This is a genomic window from Maridesulfovibrio sp. (genome assembly GCF_963666665.1).
Classification (GTDB): domain Bacteria; phylum Desulfobacterota; class Desulfovibrionia; order Desulfovibrionales; family Desulfovibrionaceae; genus Maridesulfovibrio.
On sequence record NZ_OY762999.1, the window covers coordinates 3128430 to 3145686 of the forward strand.

13 protein-coding genes are annotated in these 17257 nt (G+C 48.9%); 3 read left to right on the forward strand and 10 right to left on the reverse strand.

Annotated features, from left to right (window positions below; genetic code table 11):
- From livM to aprB, 10 genes are all read right to left on the reverse strand, one after another.
- Positions 1–1170, reverse strand: a complete 1170-nt coding sequence (gene livM / locus ACKU40_RS14350; protein WP_320176387.1) for a high-affinity branched-chain amino acid ABC transporter permease LivM — start codon at positions 1168–1170, stop codon at positions 1–3.
- Between the two features lie 28 nt (positions 1171–1198).
- Entirely contained in the window at positions 1199–2101 is a 903-nt protein-coding gene (locus tag ACKU40_RS14355; protein WP_320173482.1) for a branched-chain amino acid ABC transporter permease, read from the reverse strand.
- 144 nt (positions 2102–2245) lie between these two features.
- On the reverse strand, positions 2246–3379 hold the full coding sequence (locus ACKU40_RS14360; RefSeq protein WP_320173483.1) for a branched-chain amino acid ABC transporter substrate-binding protein: 1134 nt from the start codon (positions 3377–3379) through the stop codon (positions 2246–2248).
- Positions 3380–3407: 28 nt separating this feature from the next.
- On the reverse strand, positions 3408–4163 hold the full coding sequence (locus tag ACKU40_RS14365) for an ABC transporter ATP-binding protein (RefSeq protein ID WP_320173484.1): 756 nt from the start codon (positions 4161–4163) through the stop codon (positions 3408–3410).
- Positions 4164–4785: 622 nt separating this feature from the next.
- Positions 4786–5472 (reverse strand): hypothetical protein, encoded by a 687-nt coding sequence (locus tag ACKU40_RS14370; protein ID WP_320173485.1) that lies wholly within the window; start codon positions 5470–5472, stop codon positions 4786–4788.
- A 21-nt stretch (positions 5473–5493) separates the two neighbouring features.
- On the reverse strand, positions 5494–6714 hold the full coding sequence (qmoC, locus tag ACKU40_RS14375) for a quinone-interacting membrane-bound oxidoreductase complex subunit QmoC (RefSeq protein WP_320173486.1): 1221 nt from the start codon (positions 6712–6714) through the stop codon (positions 5494–5496).
- A gap of 14 nt (positions 6715–6728) precedes the next feature.
- On the reverse strand, positions 6729–9017 hold the full coding sequence (locus tag ACKU40_RS14380; RefSeq protein ID WP_320173487.1) for a hydrogenase iron-sulfur subunit: 2289 nt from the start codon (positions 9015–9017) through the stop codon (positions 6729–6731).
- A 6-nt stretch (positions 9018–9023) separates the two neighbouring features.
- Positions 9024–10262 carry an FAD-dependent oxidoreductase gene (locus ACKU40_RS14385; RefSeq protein ID WP_320173488.1) on the reverse strand — a complete coding sequence of 413 codons (1239 nt, stop codon included), beginning with the start codon at positions 10260–10262 and terminating at the stop codon, positions 9024–9026.
- A 157-nt stretch (positions 10263–10419) separates the two neighbouring features.
- A complete protein-coding gene (aprA, locus tag ACKU40_RS14390; protein ID WP_320173489.1) occupies positions 10420–12411 on the reverse strand; it encodes an adenylyl-sulfate reductase subunit alpha in 1992 nt (663 codons plus the stop codon).
- A gap of 68 nt (positions 12412–12479) precedes the next feature.
- On the reverse strand, positions 12480–12965 hold the full coding sequence (gene aprB / locus ACKU40_RS14395; RefSeq protein ID WP_320173490.1) for an adenylyl-sulfate reductase subunit beta: 486 nt from the start codon (positions 12963–12965) through the stop codon (positions 12480–12482).
- A gap of 901 nt (positions 12966–13866) precedes the next feature.
- On the opposite strand from aprB, the gene sat reads away from it, so the two are divergent.
- The 3 genes from sat (at position 13867) to ACKU40_RS14410 (ending at position 17185) form a co-directional block, all read left to right on the forward strand.
- Complete coding sequence (sat, locus tag ACKU40_RS14400) at positions 13867–15147, forward strand: sulfate adenylyltransferase (protein ID WP_320173491.1); 1281 nt, start codon at positions 13867–13869, stop codon at positions 15145–15147.
- 180 nt (positions 15148–15327) lie between these two features.
- On the forward strand, positions 15328–16968 hold the full coding sequence (locus tag ACKU40_RS14405; RefSeq protein WP_320173492.1) for a chorismate mutase: 1641 nt from the start codon (positions 15328–15330) through the stop codon (positions 16966–16968).
- Positions 16931–17185, forward strand: coding sequence for a hypothetical protein (locus ACKU40_RS14410; protein WP_320173493.1), 255 nt, complete (start codon positions 16931–16933; stop codon positions 17183–17185). The genes ACKU40_RS14405 and ACKU40_RS14410 overlap by 38 nt, the downstream gene beginning before the upstream one ends.
- Positions 17186–17257: the final 72 nt, after the last annotated feature.

A 17257-nucleotide genomic window follows, 5' to 3' on the forward strand; every position in this document is an offset into this window, starting at 1 on the left:
TTAATCCTTTTCCGCCTTCATTCTACGTTTGGGAGGCAGCAGCCCCTGCGGCCTGAAGAGCATCATTAAAGTCATGACGCCACCAAAAACAAGCATGCGGTATAGTTCGAAATCCCTGAAAATCTCAGGCAGGGCAATCAGGGCCAACGCACCGAGGATAACCCCGGGGATGGAGCCCATACCACCGAGAACAACCATGGAAAGAACCATTGCAGATTCAAGGAAGGTAAATGATTCCGGACTGACAAAACGCATACGTGCCGCGTAGAAGGCACCGGCCATACCGCCGAAACATGCTCCTGTACAATAACCCAGCAGCTTCATGTAGAAAGTGGGAATTCCCATGACCTCGGCAGCAGTCTCATCCTCACGGATGGCTTCCCATGCACGTCCGATACGGGAATGGTTCAAACGGTAAACCGCAATAATGGTGAAGACCACCAAGGCCAATATTACATAATAAATAAGAGACAGCTTTTTAAGCCAGAGATGTTCAAGGCTGAATCCATTTGCAAAATCAGGCCAGTATGCACCCGGAGACTTAATCCCGGTAATCCCGTTGGGACCGTTGGTCAGGCTCATCCAGTTATTGAGCACCATACGCACGATTTCAGCAAAACCGAGTGTGACAATGGCCAGATAGTCACCACGCATGCGCATGGAACAATAACCGATGATGCAGGCACCTAGTCCGGCTACACCTGCACTGAGAGGCAGACAGAGCCAGAAAGCAAGCTTGTAGTGGATCGAAAGCAAGGCATAGGTATATGCACCAAGGCCGTAAAAAGCGATGTAACCAAGATCAAGCATACCGGCCAGACCTACAACCACATTCAGGCCGAGGCCGAGACAGATGTAAATCATACAGTTAATAGCCACATCCTGTGCATAGCGTCCGAAAAGATGCGGGTAAGCAACTGCAAATGCCAGTATAGCAAAAGCCCAGACTGCAAACGGCAGTGTCGAGGTTGCCTTTTTCACTCCCCCCACTGCTGCCTCGGCAGGCTTGGCAATAAAATTAAATGCTCCGACTCTGTTCAGCTGATAGAGTACAAGGACAGATGAGCAGCTCACAGCAATCTTCCACCAGACCGAAAAGGTGGTTGCTACCTCCAGCCCCTCAGGCTTTACTCCGAGCAAGGGCCAGAGCAGGATGAACAGCCAGATCATCCCAACGCCTAAAGAAGTCCAGTGCTTTTTAAACTCTGGTATCGTCAACGTTCTCTCCCATGATTCCTGAAGGTCTGAAATAAAGCACTCCGATAAGGATCAGAAATGCAAAGACATCCTTGTATTCACCGGAAATATAACCGGCGGCAAAAATTTCGACCATACCAATGATAAACCCACCGATCATAGCCCCGGTAATATTACCGATACCGCCCAGAACAGCTGCGGCAAAAGCTTTGATTCCCGGAACAAAGCCCATGTCGTACCGAACCGATCCGTAATAAAGACCGACCATAATCCCTGCTGCAGCGGCCAGTCCGGCACCGATGGCAAAGGTCAGACTGATGATGCGGTTGGAGTTGATCCCCACCAGTGCGGACATAATTTTATCCTGAGCAGTGGAGCGCATGGCTTTACCGATACGGGTCTTGAAAACCAAAAAGTTAAGTGCCACCAGCAAAAACGCGGTCAGACTGACAATGAAAAGCTGCATGTAGGACAGCATAACCGTCCCAAACTCAAATCCTCCCTGTGTCAATTCAGTGGGATAAGGTCTGTCATATACACCCTGAGTAAGCATCAGGCCATTCTGCAGGAAAATGGACATACCGAGAGCAGAAAGGAGCACCGAAAGCCTTGAAGAGCTTCGCAGCGGTTTATAGGCCACTTTCTCGACAGCCATGGCCAGCATAGCGCAATAAGCCATAGCCAGAATAAGCGAGCCGGACAGGCATACCCATGCTGGAGCACCCTGCCCGAGCAGGTAGCTCATGAAGATAACACCGACATAACCGCCAGCCGCAAAAAACTCACCATGGGCGAAGTTAATGAGCTGGATAATGCCGTACACCATGGTATAGCCCAGTGCGATCAATGCATAAACACTGCCGAGGGTAATACCGTTGATGAGTTGTTGAAAAAAATATTCCATGGAGTTCCGGGGGCTGTTCGTAATGGCCCCCGCCCTTTCAGACGGGGGCCGACATTTTTTGGCTTCTAGTGCGCCAGCCTTAAAATAAATCCATATTTATTTTAAGATAAAACAAGATCATAGTATGAATTTGCGGAACACTCTCTAGTAGAGCTGACCGGTTGCGGGGTTCCAATAGTTAATGAACTTGCCGCCATCAACCTTACGGATAATGTAGTTGGAGCCGGAGTCTCCATTAGGCTTGAACTTGATATGCTTGGTTGCGCCATCGTAATCAAGCTTCATGAGTTCGGCCTTAACTTTTTCAGGATCAGTAGAACCGGCAGCCTTTACAGCCTTGAAATAAGCCATGGCGGAGTCATAGGCATAACCGGAGTATGCACCGGGTTCACCGTGCTTGGGCTGATACTTGGCGTAGAATTCTTTGTATGCAGGAGCTTCGCTGTCGATATAACCAAAGGTCAGGTAAACGCCTTCAGCTGCATCTTTAGCGATCTCGATAAGCTGGGGATGGTAAACTGCATCCTGAGCCAGACGAGCAGCCTTGATACCCATGCGCTTGGCCTGGATAAGCATCAGAGCACCGGTAGCAGAGTTCTGCATGGACATGTAGTACACATCAGGATTGCTGTTTTTAACTTTGGTCAGGATAGCAGAAAAATCTTTGTCACCCTGGTTTACGTGCTCGTGTCCGAGAACTTTAATTCCTGCATCCTTACACATCTTTTCAACACCGTCAGCAAGTCCCTGTGAATAAGCTGTCTTATCATCTACGATATAAACAGACTTGGCACCAAGCTTCTCCTGCATGAATTTGAGAGCTATAGCACCCTGGTCATCGTCACGCCCGCACATGCGGAACATGTAAGGCAAACCGCGGGAGGTAACTTTTTCATTGGTAGAGGCAGGTGTGATCATAATGATCGACTCTTCATCGAGAACTTCAGAAGCAGGCAGAGTTGCACTTGAGCAGTATGATCCAACTACGCCGTTTACTTCTTCGTTGATCAGTTTGTTGGCAGTTGCAACAGCCTGGCGGGGTTCGCATGCAGTATCCTGCGGCAGAACCACAATTTCATCAAAGCCGGAGATTCCACCGTTTGCTTTAACAACTTCAACTGCGGTGAGTACACCGTTTTTAATGTCATTACCGTCAGCTGCATAGGGTCCTGTCAAAGGTCCCATGGTTCCGACTTTGAGGGTTTTCGCAAACACCATACCTGCACTCAGCATCAGAATAGCTGCTACAAGCAGAGCTGTCATGATAGAACGTTTCATAAAATGAGCCTCCCTAAAGTGAATAAGGTTAGTTACCCAGATATGCCTCAATAACAGCAGGATTCTTCTGAATTTCTTCAGGGTTCCCCTTTGCAATCATTACTCCGTGATCAAGGACCACCAGACGCTGACAGATTCCCATGACAACTTTCATGTCATGCTCCACCATCAGAACATTGATGCCTCTTTCAGAGATTTTCCGGATTGTTTCCATCAACTCCGCACTTTCCGCCGGGTTCAGTCCCGCTGCAGGCTCATCAAGCAAAATGGAACTTGGCTCAGAAGCCAGTGCCCTTGCGATCTCAAGCCTGCGCTGGTGACCGTATGGAAGACTGGACGCTACCTCGTCAGCATATTCGTCCAGCTCCGCGAAACGGAGTTCCTCCATGGCCTTTTCCTTGATACGTGCTTCTTCCCTTTTCTGGGACGGAGTACGAAAAATGGCGCCGAATACCCCGCATGAAGAGCGGGAGTGCTGGGCAACCATTACATTCTCAAGTGCGGTCATGTTTTGGAAAAGACGGATATTCTGGAAGGTTCTGGCAATGCCTTTATGGAGTACCTGATACGGCTTCAGCCCGGTCAGGTTTTCACCATTGTACTCCACGTGCCCACCGGAAGCCGAATAAACTCCGGTGATCACGTTAAAGACTGTGGTTTTGCCAGCGCCGTTGGGACCGATCAGTCCCATAATCTCTCCCGGCATGAGAGAGAAGTTAACCTCTGCCAAAGCCTGCAGTCCACCAAAGCGGACGCTCACGTCGTGTAAATGAAGTTCTGCCATATTGGACATACCTATACACATTATTCTTCTTAAGATCAAGGTAGAAGACGTTTTTTATTCCTTACTATCCCAATCTAAAGAATTAATATTCGCAACAACAATGCTTTACCAAGAACAAATTCATTCAATTGATTGTTGAATCAGAATCAATACAAAATATGCAACAACACAGTTGATTACCTGATCAAGAAACACAATAAGCCACATATAACTATATTCTGCATTCTAGTACTTTTATCTAACATTAGTATCTACATTTACTGATTCACATTTAATCATACAGATTATAATGCTTAATAAAAGTCTTTTTTTGCTTACAAAATTGTCCATATATTTAGCACCATTTTCCATATTTGGCTAATTTCCGCCTAAATCATTAGGCTCTTGGCTTTAGCTGACATTTTGTCACTAAAAATACTCTTTTCATGAATTAAGTTCGAGTAATTTATTAAATTGCATTGCAATGGCATTTTGATACCTGTGAATGAGTTCTCACTTATGTAAAATTTTTCAAAAAAAATTTTATTCTGTTTAGACCTGAACAAAAGAAAAGGCCCTGTCCGCATTGCGGACAGGGCCTAACGTACTTCAATTGAATGAAGCTAAAAGGCTTTTTAACGGCCTACCAGCTGTCATCACCGAAGGGATCGGAACCGAAGCCGAAGTCTTCAGCAGGAGCGCCACCGGTTTCGGGAGCGCCAGCGGAACCGGCATCAGCAGCAGGAGCTGCACCGCCAGCAACAGCACCGGCAGCTACGGTTACAACACCGTGCTTTTTAACGTCTTCGATCATCTTGAGGAGCTCATCAACCTTGCCGATGTACTCTTCAACTTTTTCCTGGGAAGTAACGATGACTTTGTCGCCTTCGTCTTTACCAGCAGCTTCGAAAGCTTCACACTTGCCTTTGTATTCAGCCATGGCTTTTTCGGTTTCACCGAGTTTGCCTTCAGCAGCAGCAAGTTTGGTTTCCAGAGCCTGAACTTTAGCAGCCTGCTCAGAAATAGTGGAACGGTAGTCAGCGAGCTTTCCGAAGATAGCGTCAACCTGAGTCATAACGTCGCCGGGAAGTGCGCCAACGGAAACGTTGTCGCCAAGGCCGGTAACCTGACCGGTTTTCATTTTAGCCAGTTCAGGATGCTGTTCGTAGATCCATGCTTTTGCAAGAGCTGCTGCAAAAGGTTCGAATTCAGCATCGATGTCTTTCTGAGTCATGTAGCCCAGAAGTTCCTGTACAGAGTTATTGCTTTCGCCACCCTTAATGTAGGACACAAAAGTGCTCATGGGGAAAGTTTTGCGTGCTTCAGACATGGTTAGTTCCTCCTTGCTCTATTACAGAGTAAAAGTCTTTTCTTCACGGACCGGCATGGGCAGACGGCCAATGTATCTTGCATAAGTTAAAGCTGCAGTCCTGTAGACGAGGTGTCCAAGCTTAGACCACGGCAGATAGACAAACATCATGAATACGGCGATCAGGTGCACGTAGTACATGGGGTATGCGAGAATTGCGACGCCGAGGAGACGCAGGATTTCGCACATGATACCGGTTACGGCGATAGTCCAGATCAGGCCGAGCAGGTACCAGTCATAGTAGCTGGAACCGTGTACGCCCTGATCCTGATTCAGGCGACGCTTGGTGAGCAGTACGAGGGAGTAAACCAGCAATACTGCGCCGACGTTGGCCAGAATCTTGACCGGAGACCACAGCGGCATTGGAGTATGCCCAATGGGAGCGATGAAAGGAATAATCTTTCCGCCCCAGTGAGTGACAGCAACCACACCGGTAACCACCATCAGGCAGATGAACGCAAGCATGATGAAACGGTGGCCGTTGAACTTCTGTTCGTCAGCTTCGTCGGTTTCGCCGCATTCTTTCCACTTGGAGTGAGTCAGCAGTTCGTTTTTGCAAACGTCAATGAAGCACTCCAGCATGCTGGGCTTTTCAGATTTGTCACCTATAGCAAAGACCTTCGGTTGATCTGCAAATGATGCGATCAGATTCTTCACTCCCTTATAGAAGGTCCAAGCCATGAAACCGAAAGCAATCATGAAGATCGGGTCAATAGTAAAGTCGCCGGGGAACAGATGTCCGTAGACGATTTCACCATCCTTAAGAGGGAAGAAGGAACCGCGAACTCCCGCCATGATGAACCAGATCACCAGGTAGATAGCTGCCGGAATAGCAATAAGCTTGGGCAGGTGCTTGGGGGAAGCCATCCATTTACCGATAATGGAAGGGGTTACCATCTTCTGATAGGCCATGTTACGCAGTCCTGCGAGCAGGTCTGCCGGACGTGCGCCGCGGGGGCACAGGTCGGAGCAGGTACCGCAGTTGTGGCACAGCCATATATCAATGTCATTTACGAGTTTATCTTTGAGGCCCCACTGAGCCCAGACCATTTCCTTACGCGGGTAAGGGTTGTCGGCAGGCGAGAGGGGACATGCTACAGAGCAAGTTGCGCACTGATAGCACTTCTTGAGGCTTTCGCCACCGACTTCCTGCAGTTCTTTGATAAACTGCAGATCCGGTTTAATGCGAATATCTTTTTCCATGTCGCGTCTACCTCCTAGTAGCCCTTGAACGGGTTAGGACCGATCTTGATCATCGCATTAACAAAGTTATCGATCAGATCGGGCACTTTGTCATATTCGTCGATGGCAAGTTCAGCCTGTACAACACGTTCGGGTTCAACGCCAAGTCTGTTCAGAGAATCAGCGACGTTTTCCATACGGCGGTTACAAAGTTCAGAACCCTTCACAAAGTGGCACTGGTAATCTTCACCGTACTTACAACCGAGCAGAAGAACTCCGTCAATACCCTTGGACATTGCATCAGCAATCCAGATGGTGTTTACAGAGCCGAGGCAACGGACGGGAACAACACGAACGTAAGGAGACCAGCCTTTACCGCGCATAGCTGCCATATCGAGTGCCGGGTAGGCATCGTTTTCACAAGCCAGAACGATAAAGCGGGGACCGCCGACTTCCATATCATCAGGAACGTTAACCTGCTTGATCATGGAACCGATCATGTCGATGTTGTAGTTGTCGAATCCGATTACGCGCTCAGGGCAGGCACCCATACAGGTACCGCAACGGCGGCAACGGGACGGATTCGGCATTGGTGTTCCTTTTTCATCATCATCAAGTGCGCCGAAGGGACATTCCTCGGTACAACGCTTACACTGAGTGCAGCGCATGAAGTTGAAAACAGGATAGGTGGTGTCACCGGAGCGGGGGTGTACAGCTACGCCATGGTTGGAGGAGTTGATACACTGAATCGCTTTCAGAACAGCACCAGCTGCATCCTCACGGGCCAGTCCCATGGACATGGGCTGACGAACACAACCTGCAGCGTAAATACCGGTACGGCGTGTTTCGTAAGGGAAGCAGATATAGTTGGAGTCAGCATAACCGTCGAACTGCTGGAGATCGGGGAATGCCGGACCTTGTCTGTATACGAGGTTGATGGTCGGATCGTGCGCGGTGGTGGGAACCATACCGGTAGGAACAACGACCAGTTCAGCTTCGATTTCAATCTTTTCGCCCAGCAGGGTATTGCTGGCGCAAACAACCATGCCGGCACCCTCTTCCTTGATGGAAGTTACGGTACCCTTGGTCAGCATTACGCCGGGGTTATCCTGTGCTGCACGGTAGTAACGCTCGTTGATGCCGGGCACCATCATGTGATCGTAGATGATGTAGGCAACGGCGGAATCGTCTTTTTCGCGTACGTAGTTTGCCTGCTTGAGGGCAACGAGACTGTTCAGCTCAGAGCTGTAAGGAAGGTGCTTGTAAGATTCCATGTCTTCGTAGACAAAAGTATCTTCCTTTTCTCCCTCTGCAGCTTCAGCTGCAGCAGCATCGTCAGCCGCAATCTGCTCTTCAGAACGATTCGCGTAAGCTTCTTCTTCAGCGGCAAACTGTTTTTCACTGAGGCGAGTATCAAGCACGAAAGCAACAGACTTTGCAGTCATCTTGCCTTCCTTGACCATCTTTTCAAATTCAGCAGCAGTCACAACCTTGGAAGAGCCGTAGCCCATGGGTTCTACGTATTTTGTGTCCTGGGGAACCCAACCGGTAGCCAGTACACATGCACCGACAGGCATCTCTTCAACGTTGCCGCCGACTTTCACTTTAGCAGTGTACTTGCCGGGAGCACCTTCGAGAGCCTTAAGCTGTGCGGAGGTCAGCACTTTGATTCTGGAATTGGACTGAACTTCAGAGATCAGCGCTTCAATACCGGTTTCATGTGCTTCAGTGTATGGATAAGAAAGGGGGAATGTCTTGTACATTCCGGCAGCCTTACCACCGAGGGTAGCTTCCTTTTCCACCAAAATTACGTCGTGGTTGGTCTTGGCAGCATAAAGAGCTGCGGTAAGACCGGTGAAACCACCACCCATGACCATGACGACCTTGTTGGCATCAAAGGCTTGGGATTCCTGCTCTTTAGTCTTGAGCAGCTTGGTAACACCCATTTTGACGTATTCGTTTGCCATAATTTTGAGGAGCTCAGGAACTTCGCCGTTAGGATCGGGCATGGTGCCGTCGGGATTCCTGAAAACCTTGATGCACTGTTCACGCAGGTTGACTCGTTCGACAGCGACTTTGTCAAAGTCGAAAATATCCCAGTCAACGCGAGGGCTAGTGCCGCAGATACATACTGCGTCAACGTTGCCAGCGTCGATATCTTCCTGAATGAGCTTTCTTCCTTCCTCGCTGTTAAGACGCGGGTGCACCTTTACGACCGGACACTCGTTCGCGTAAACGCGACCGACAAGTTCAGCCATTTCTTCAGCGTTCAGGTAAGGGGATACGCTCGCTTGGTCGAAATAAACACCGATTTTTTCGGGCATGTCGACTTACCTCCCTATCACCGTTTGGATCGCTTTGAGAGCGGCAGCAGTACCGGACTGGGCTGTCTTCATGACATCCAGAGGCTGCTTTGCACACCCGGCAGCGAAAATGCCTTGTTCCTCACCGCCGACAATAAAGCCCTGATCGTCAACCTGTACGCCGGAAGGAACCGGGGTACCTGCAAGACTGGGCTGCATACCGGTAGCCAGAACTACGAGATCATGCTCGTTCTGGGACTTGATACCGGATTCAGCATCCTCAACTGTGACAAGAACATTGCCGGAACCGGATTCTTCGATAACTTCAGCGACCTTACCTTTAACAGCATTGATCTTGGCATCGGAAAGAATGCGTTTGGCGAACTTGTCATAACGTCCCGGAGTACGCAGGTCGATGTAGTAAATGGTGACCTTTGCATCAGGATACTGATCGCGAACATATGCAGCCTGCTTCAAGGAAGCCATACAGCAGATGTAGGAACAGAAGTTGAGGTGGTTTTCATCGCGAGAACCCGCACACTGTACGAATGCGATGTTTTTGGGCTGTGCACCGTCAGAGGGGCGCACAATTGTACCGTTGGTAGGTCCGCTGGGAGCTGCAAGTCTTTCCATCGCCATGTTGGAAATACAGTTCTTAACGGTACCTGCACCGAGGTTGGAAAGTTTGGTAACATCGTAAGGCTTCCAGCCTGTAGCGTAGACGATGGAACCTACATTAAGTGTGATGACCTTTTCCTCATCCTTAAGGTCGATAACATCGACGCCTTCGAGGAGTTTGAGGTCTTCATCTGTGCAATTTTCTTTTTCAAGAACATACCTAGCGGGGAAAGCAAAAGGTACATCCATGTAAAGAGCCTTGCGGTCGCAGAGTTTAAACTCAAATTCATCGGTAATGTCATTGGACAGTTTCTCGATGATGTCAGTGAGTTCAACACTGCCGGGGCCCACATATCTGGGCTTAATGCGGACCTTGACTTCATAGTTGCCTTTGGAACCGCTGATGGATTCCACTTCAGCCAAGGTAAAGAACTTAACGTTCTTATTGTTTTTGATTCTCTGAAACTGAATCTCCAGTCCGCAGGAAGGAGGACACAGCTTCGGAAAATATTTATTCAGCTGCATCACCCGGCCACCCAGATACGGCGCCTTCTCCACGATGAAGACTTCATGGCCTACTTCAGCGGCTTCGAGTGCAGCAGTGATACCACTGAACCCGCCGCCTACGACAAGTATGCTATTTGACATTCTCTATCCTCCTGAACTCTTAGAAGCCCTGAGCCTTAAAATGGCCCAAACCCGGACACCGACCGAAGGGTCGCAATACGGATTCAGACCATTTCAATGCAAGCCGTAAAAGAACGGCTGCGGGCTAGTGCCCGCAGCCGCGTATATCATTCCCGGCTTAGTTGGGGATGATCTGGTGGTATGCTTTCTTGAAAATGACAGTTTCGCCTTTTTCAACATCGTACTTGGAGTTGACGAAGCATTTCCACTTGGAATCATCGAGACCCATGAAGTCACCACGGTAGTAGAAACCGGGGTAACGGGACTCTTCACGGAATTCAATGTGCTGCATGTGCAGGCGTACAGTCCACAGTCTGTGGAACTGCTCCCAGCAGCGCATGAGTTCGTGGAGGTCGCGAGCAGCCAGTTTTCTGGAGTCTTCTTCGAGCATTTCGAGAAGTTTGAAACCGGTGTGCAGGAGAGACTTAGAAGTCACGTACATGGTACCAACACCACCACCGTATTCATCAGTTGCCTTAACGAGGCGCATCATGAAGTTTTTGGGAGTAATGTAGTTGGGGTTAACTACGGGGTCGGTAGAGATGCCTTTACCGGCTTCGTAGGTGTACCAAGGCTGGTAGATCTCTTTAGCGAGGTCAGCAGCATTTTCTTTCAGAGCGGGTTTGAAGTCCTTGTGGTCAACAACCCAGCGTACCATCTGCTTACCAACGATACGACCTTCAGCGTGAGAACCGGAAGAGAACTTGTGACCGGATGCACCAACACCGTCAGCACAGGTCCAGAGGCCGTTAACGGTGGTCATACGGTTGTAGACTTTACCGTTGTCAGCTTTAACTTTGTAATCTTCGGGAACCCAGTCTTCGTCCGGACCGGAAGTCCAGATACCGCAGCAACCGGAGTGAGAACCGAGGAGGTAAGGCTCGGTGGGCATGATTTCGGAACCGGAGTTTTCAGGTTCGATGTTCTGACAAGCCCAGAGGTTAGCCTGACCAACACACATGTCGAGGAAGTCTTCCCAAGCTTCGGACTCAAGGTGCTTCTGCTCAGCAGGGGTCAGTTCTTTAAAGGTGTTCTGCAGTGCGGTAGCGGTATCCATGTAGATGGGGCCGCGGCCTTCACGCATTTCACGGAGCATCATGTGGTTACGCAGACAGGTCGGGATAACGTGACCTTTAGCGTAGCCGCGATCTTCGTAAGGCTTGAGCATTGCGCGGTTAGTTTCGCAGTAGTCTTCGCCTTTGTAGTTGGTTGCTTTAGCTTTGAAGAGCAGGAACCATGCACCAACCGGACCGTAACCGTCTTTAAAACGAGCGGGTACGAAGCGGTTTTCCATCATGGTCATTTCAGCGCCAACCTGAGCACACATGGTGTAGGTGGAACCAGCGTTCCATACGGGGTACCATGCACGACCCATACCTTCACCAGTGGAGCGAGGACGGTAAACGTTAACAGCACCACCGCAAGCTACAACAGCTGCGTTACATTTGAAAACGTATACTTTGTTTTCACGAGTGGAGAAACCTACAGCACCAGCGATACGGTTAGGCTCGTTGGCATCCAGAAGCATCTTAACGATGAAGACGCGTTCCATGTAGTTATCTTCGCCGAGAGCCATTTTAGCTGCTTCAGCAACGATGCACTTGTAGGACTCACCGTTGATCATCATCTGCCAGCGACCGGAGCGTACGCATGCGTCGCCGTTGCGCAGAGAGAGACCAGCTGCTTTAGCTGCAGCACCGTCGAGGTTTTTACCGTCTTTTTTGATCCAGCAGGGAAGGCCCCACTCTTCAAAAAGGTGAACGGAGTCATCAACGTGACGGCCAAGGTCAAAAATAAGGTCTTCACGAACGAGGCCCATGAGGTCAGTACGAACCATGCGTACGTAGTCATCAGCGTCGTTTTCGCCGAGGTAGGTGTTGATAGCGGAAAGACCCTGTGCAACAGCACCGGAACGTTCCATAGCAGCTTTATCGAGAAGCATGATGGAGATGTCGCCACCAGTTTTTTCGATCCAGCGCATTGCTTCATAAGCAACACCGCAGTTACCCATACCACCACCGACGAGAAGAATATCAACGTCTTTTTCTATAAGCTCAGGTTCTGCGAGAGCAACACCTTTGGAAGCTTCTTTACTAGGGAGAAGAGGCATGTTTCCTCCTTAATTAGGTTTTTTAGATTACGTGAATTAATACACCTAAGACAAAAGCTTAGTAGTTATTAATCCAGATCCTTCCAAGCAGTAGTCTTGTCTGCGTCAGCAACGTCAAACTTCTGTCCGAGAACTTCTTTGGGCTGTGCCAGTGCAGTTTCGGTGAAGAGGAGTTCGCTGTCGAGATCGCCCGGCTCGGGTTTACCTTCATAAGGTTTGATAGAACCTTCAGGGGTAGTGCGGATGGGGAACTTGAAGCGTTTTACGTTACCGTTACGGAATTTAACGGTCCACATGATGTCTTCAGCAGAACGCATGGGGATGGAAGTACCACCCATGGGTGCGAAGTCACCGTAGGGACGTGCTTCGATAGCGCCCTGGGGACAAATTTTAACGCAGGAGTAACACTCCCAGCATCCTTCGGGTTCCTGGTTGTAAGCCCGCATTTCTTCGGGATCCAGGATCATAAGATCGTTAGGGCAGATGTACATGCAGGCGGTTTTTTCTCCACCTTTACAGCCATCACACTTTTCCGGATTGACAAAGGTCGGCATACCTAGTCCTCCTAAAAGGGTTTAATGTTATCAATCACCGACATCCTATAACCATTTATAATCTTGCCTAAAGTTCAAGGCTCGTGAAATTAGTAACTATCAAGCCCCTCACTCGGTGTCAAGGCGAAAGTGAAATTTAGAACAAGCTAATTTCAAATCCGCTGTATAAACGGCTTAGAAACACTGTCGCCAAGGTTCCAAAAATACCAAAAAACGGCTCAGGCCTTAAGCGACAAAACAATAATGTGTTCCATCATGGATTGGTATTTAGTTCAATCTAGCCTTTAATTGCAAGCCTTTTTTTCAGATTGTGGGATTTTCTTCACAACTGCCCTAACAAACCGATTTTACATGTCAACGGCATAGACTTTTGTCTAATATTCTCTAGACAGAGTCAAAATAATAGCTACATATAATATGACAATTTAACATTCAATTCTAACTGTGAAATATAGCCATAAGCGCCCACACACGACTCTTTCAAAAAAAAGATCCGTAGGCTCTTTCAAACAACCCACCAGACTTAAACAGACCCAAAACCTATTACTTCTCACTAAGCAACTAAAATAACTACTTTAATATACATAAACTTTCTGACAGACACCAAACCGACCTTTTGACTAAGTGAAAATTTTCACTCTATTTCAATTTTGGCCTTGACATTTCTTTCACAAACCATTCATAACCCCTCTTAAGCTTTATGGAGAAAAAGCGTTTTAGGACTATCCTGATAATGCACTCCATGATAATGGTTTTTTACGAATTTTCGTTCCGCAGACCCGCTTCAACCATAGAAGCGCAGCCTCCATAATTATACTCGGAGGCCGAAGATTTCTTATCAGGAGGTCTTGCGGAAGGGCCAAGGTGTTGAAAAAAATAATTACTACAAGGAGACGTAAACATGTCTAAGCTCGTAGCCCCTCACGGTGGTAAAGGTCTTGTATGCTGCCTGCTCGAAGGCGCAGAACTCGCTGCTGAACAGAAAAAAGCAGAAGGCCTGAAACAGATCGAAATTTCTGCCCGCGCAAAGGGTGACCTCATCATGATGGGATGTGGTGGCTTCTCTCCCCTGAATGGCTTCATGGGTAAAGAAGACTGGAAAGGCGTTTGTGAAAAATTCCTGCTGACCGACGGCACCTTCTGGCCTGTACCGGTTACCCTCGACACCGACAACGAAGACGTTAAAGTCGGCGATGAAATCGCACTCGTTAACAACGGTGAAGTATACGCAACCATGCAGATCACCGAAAAATACGAAATGACCGAAGAAGACAAGAAATGGGAATGCTACCAGGTCTTCAAAGGTGAAGGTGAAGAATCTGCAGACGATATCTTCTGGAAAACCGCTCTTGAAGATCACCCCGGTGTTCAGATGGTTATGGCTCAGAAGAAATACAACCTCGCTGGCCCCGTTAAAGTTCTCTCCGAAGGTGAGTACCCCGAACAGTACAAAGGCGTTTACCTGCGTCCCGCAGAAACCCGTGCAATGTTCGACGAAAAAGGCTGGTCCACTGTTTCCGCTCTCCAGCTGCGTAACCCCATGCACCGCTCTCACGAATTCCTGGCAAAAATCTCCATCGAAGTTTGTGACGGTTGTCTGATCCACTCCCTGATCGGTAACCTCAAGCCCGGTGACATTCCGGCTGAAGTTCGTGTTAAAGCTATCGACACTCTCGTTGAGCACTACTTCGTTAAAGAAAACGTTATCCAGGCTGGTTACCCCCTCGATATGCGTTACGCAGGTCCCCGTGAAGGCCTCCTCCACGCTACCTTCCGTCAGAACTACGGTGTTAACCGCATGCTGATCGGTCGTGACCACGCTGGTGTTGGTGACTTCTACGGTTTGTTCGAAGCTCAGGAAATCTTCGACAGAATTCCTTACGCAACCGAAGCTTGCCCCGAGCCCGGCAAAGCTCTCCTGTGTGAGCCCATGAAGATTGACTGGACTTTCTACTGCTACAAATGTGATGGCATGGCTTCCCTGAGAACCTGCCCCCACAACAAAGAAGAGCGCGTAATCCTTTCCGGTACCAAACTGCGTAAAGCTCTCTCCGAAGGCGCTGAGATCGTAGATCACTTCGGTCGTGACGAAGTTCTCGTACAGCTTCGCGAATACTACGAAGGCCTCACCGAAAAGGTTGAAGTCAAAATGCAGGGCGCAGCTTCCGGCGACGCAATGTAATTTAAGTAGTATTACTACTTGCTTATTCAGGGGGGAGGCGGTTTTCGCCTCTCCCCTTTTCTTTTCATTACGGGCGAATAGGGCTTCTTTTTTACACGGCAAATCAGAGGGGTTGCCCATCGGGAGAAATCGCGCTATTAAGGTGGACTTCTCTATATCACATTTCAGGAAACTAAAATAATGCCCGAATATAAAAAATTTGAACGTTCCGGCGGTGCCGCACCGCGTAGACAGTCCCTGCTCGACGAAATCAAAGAGCTGGACGCAAGACTTCTTTCCCTCGTATCCCGCAGAAACTACCTTATGGGTAAAGCTGCCAGCAAGCGCAAACAGAAAGGTCTGCCTCTTGGTGATCCGGATATGGAAAGACGTATCTTTGAAACTTGGTCTGCAGAAGCCGGTCCAAAAAAATTCGATCTCAAAACAGCACGCCGTGTTTTCGAACAGCTCAACAACCTTGCTTATGCTGGTGTTGCCAAGCCTGAGAACCGCAAGCTTTCTACATATGTACTTTCTCCGCCCCAGAAACCTGTGGACGTTACTTTTGACGGTCCCGGTTCCCTTTTTCAGTCCAAGCTCTGGATAGCTCTTAGTGCTGCTTCCGGAGCAGAAGCAAAAATGGGTCCCCTGTGCGTTAACGATGAGATCACTGAACTTATCAAAGCACTCAATCAGGCTGGCGCACACCTTTCATGGGATGGCGAGACTATTGACTCCCGCTCCGGAGACGGAATCGAATTTGAAGAAAAGCTGATCTTTGCCGGGGACAATGCCATGACCATGTTCTTGACAATTGCTTTCGGTCTCAAAACTGTTGGCAAGTTCAAGATCGCCGGCGGCCCCATCCTTAAGCAGTACGACTCCAGACCTCTGGCCGAAGTTCTCTCTCCGCTGGGTGCAAGACTCAATACTCTTGACCTGCAGAGCCACGGCTTACCCGCCCGTCTCGAATGCGGTGGCCGCATGGCTTCATCCATTGAAATTTCTGAAGACATTCCTGCCGAATTTATCTCCGCTCTTGCTCTGGCCGCGTGGACCTATCCGCAGGGATTGACCTTTAAATTTGCAGAAGGATGGCATGGAGCAGGACTGCTTAAAGAAGTTGTTGCTGTACTCAAAAAATGCGGCGTTGCAGCTAAGCTCAACGAAACTGAATGTTCTATTCCCGCAACAAAGGAAATATCTGTTCCTGAACAGCCTTCTATTGCACTGGAACCTGAACTTTGTGCCGCACTGCTGGCCATGCCCGCCTTCAGCAATGGACAGGTAACTCTTAACGGTTACTGGCCTAAAACAAAAACCGCTGAAGATGCCCTCAGAATCCTGAAGGCCGGTGGTCTTAATGTTGAAATTTCCAAAGGAAGCATCACTGCAACCAAGGGTGAAGCCGCAGCAGAAGCCTCCTTTGACTTCGGAAATGCTAACGACCTCTTCCCCGTAGGCCTTGCCCTCGCAGTCAACACCCGTTCCGAATGCAAAGTCAGCAACATTGCTGATGCAGTGATGTTTGAACAGGGTATTGAACTGCTTGAACGCCTCGGAATCAAATACGAACGCGGCGACGAAGAGCTTACCGTTCTTCCCGGCAGACTCAAATGGGACGAAGCATGGTCCGCACCTACTCCCTTCTTCGGTATTGCTCTCGGTCTCATGGCCTGGATGCGCCCGGGAATCTCTCTTGAAAACCCCGGCGACATCTCCGATCTCTGGCCTCGTTACTGGACCCTCTACAACAGCCTGCCGGAAATCAACGGACTCAAAGACCCTGAGGTTAAGAAAAAAGATGAATCAACAACCCGAAGAAGAATTAAAATCGACTAGCATCCCTGAGATCGAAGTAGAAATCGAAAACTTCAAGAAAGAACTTACACTCTGCCAGCAGCGCACCAAAGAACTGCTGGCGAGTGAAGATCCTTCTGAAGGGATCTATTTTGCCAAAGAAATCTTCGATTCTCAGCAAAATAAACTGCGTCTGGAAGCAGAGATTGACATCCGTCAACGAAAAATAAACCGAATGCGCCTCGGAATGGAAGGATAATAGCTCCCCGCCTTCTCATAACAGCTTTAGCGGGCACTTTATGAAGTACGCGGGAATGCGACGGACAACAGG

What these genes read in the sequence shown, in the direction of transcription:
- qmoC (WP_320173486.1), bottom strand. Translation starts at nt 6,714, where the DNA reads ATGGAAAAAGATATTCGCATTAAACCGGATCTGCAGTTTATCAAAGAA.
- ACKU40_RS14385 (WP_320173488.1), bottom strand. Translation starts at nt 10,262, where the DNA reads ATGTCAAATAGCATACTTGTCGTAGGCGGCGGGTTCAGTGGTATCACT.
- aprB (WP_320173490.1), bottom strand. Translation starts at nt 12,965, where the DNA reads ATGCCGACCTTTGTCAATCCGGAAAAGTGTGATGGCTGTAAAGGTGGA.
- livM (WP_320176387.1), bottom strand. Translation starts at nt 1,170, where the DNA reads ATGATCTGGCTGTTCATCCTGCTCTGGCCCTTGCTCGGAGTAAAGCCT.
- ACKU40_RS14360 (WP_320173483.1), bottom strand. Translation starts at nt 3,379, where the DNA reads ATGAAACGTTCTATCATGACAGCTCTGCTTGTAGCAGCTATTCTGATG.
- ACKU40_RS14380 (WP_320173487.1), bottom strand. Translation starts at nt 9,017, where the DNA reads ATGCCCGAAAAAATCGGTGTTTATTTCGACCAAGCGAGCGTATCCCCT.
- sat (WP_320173491.1), top strand. Translation starts at nt 13,867, where the DNA reads ATGTCTAAGCTCGTAGCCCCTCACGGTGGTAAAGGTCTTGTATGCTGC.
- ACKU40_RS14365 (WP_320173484.1), bottom strand. Translation starts at nt 4,163, where the DNA reads ATGGCAGAACTTCATTTACACGACGTGAGCGTCCGCTTTGGTGGACTG.
- ACKU40_RS14410 (WP_320173493.1), top strand. Translation starts at nt 16,931, where the DNA reads ATGAATCAACAACCCGAAGAAGAATTAAAATCGACTAGCATCCCTGAG.
- ACKU40_RS14355 (WP_320173482.1), bottom strand. Translation starts at nt 2,101, where the DNA reads ATGGAATATTTTTTTCAACAACTCATCAACGGTATTACCCTCGGCAGT.
- ACKU40_RS14405 (WP_320173492.1), top strand. Translation starts at nt 15,328, where the DNA reads ATGCCCGAATATAAAAAATTTGAACGTTCCGGCGGTGCCGCACCGCGT.
- aprA (WP_320173489.1), bottom strand. Translation starts at nt 12,411, where the DNA reads ATGCCTCTTCTCCCTAGTAAAGAAGCTTCCAAAGGTGTTGCTCTCGCA.
- ACKU40_RS14370 (WP_320173485.1), bottom strand. Translation starts at nt 5,472, where the DNA reads ATGTCTGAAGCACGCAAAACTTTCCCCATGAGCACTTTTGTGTCCTAC.